Annotated in this window: 2 protein-coding genes; both read left to right on the top strand. The window is 56.5% G+C overall.

Features of this window, described 5'->3' with window-relative positions; translation table 11 throughout:
- Positions 1-288 (top strand): ParA family protein (locus H6A60_RS11825; protein WP_369126659.1); only part of this gene is annotated, 288 nt, incomplete at its 5' end.
- A gap of 9 nt (positions 289-297) precedes the next feature.
- Positions 298-922 (top strand): ParB/RepB/Spo0J family partition protein (locus tag H6A60_RS11820; RefSeq protein ID WP_205104873.1); only part of this gene is annotated, 625 nt, incomplete at its 3' end.

Raw genomic sequence — 922 nt, 5'->3', positions numbered from 1 at the left:
ACAATGATCAGCGTTAAAACGCAGTTCAATCCCAAGCTGCAGATTCTCGGCATCATCATCAACGACTTCGACGGCTCCGTGGCGCATCAGAAGGCGCTGCAGGAAGTGCGCGAAGCGCTCGATCCGAGCTTTGTCTTCGAAGCGAAGCTTCATCATCGTCCGCCCGTCGACCTGGCCTCTCGCGGCGCCCCCGTCTGGAAAATCCGCAACGGGCAGCGCGCTGCTGAAGAAATCGCCGCCATTTTTGAAGAACTCGATCGAAAGATCCGTACCGTTGCAGCGGAGTAATAAAGACACATGGCAAACATCAAGAGCATTGCGCGTTTGGGGTCCCTTGCGAATCTTGCGAAGAAGACGAAAGAACTCGCTGCGGAGGAGCCCGCCACCAAGCGCTTTCGTTTGCTGAGAATCGACGAAGTCGTTTCGCACGACCAGGTCCGAAAGACATTCGACGATCTGGAGGACCTTGCAGCGAGCATCAAGGAGCTCGGCGTTCAGGTGCCGATCAACGTTTTGGAACGCGATCGCGAAGGACACTATGTCATTCTTCAGGGCGAGCGCCGCTGGCGTGCCGCTAAGCTTGCGGGTCTCACGAAGATTCCCGCCATTGTCGACGAAGCGGAGATCGACGAGCAGACGCGCATGCTGATGCAGCTCACCGAAAACCTCCAGCGCGACGACATGCGCCCGCTTGAAGTCGCCAAAGCGTTCCGTGCGTTGGTCGATACGGGGCTCAATGCGGCGAAAATTGCCAAGAGTCTCGGCCGTTCGCATCAGTTCGTGTCGACCTATCTGCACATCAACGATCTGCCCGACTTTCTTCGTCAAATTGCAGAAGAAGGCCGAATCAAGGATGCGACGACGCTTCTGCTTCTGAAGCGTGCTTTCGATTCGCGTCCTGAAGATGCGGAAGGGATCATCC

The organism is Sutterella massiliensis, assembly GCF_016899755.1.
Taxonomy (GTDB): domain Bacteria; phylum Pseudomonadota; class Gammaproteobacteria; order Burkholderiales; family Burkholderiaceae_F; genus Sutterella; species Sutterella massiliensis.
The sequence above is the reverse complement of the archived record's forward strand: the minus strand, read 5'-3'. Positions and strand labels throughout refer to the sequence as shown.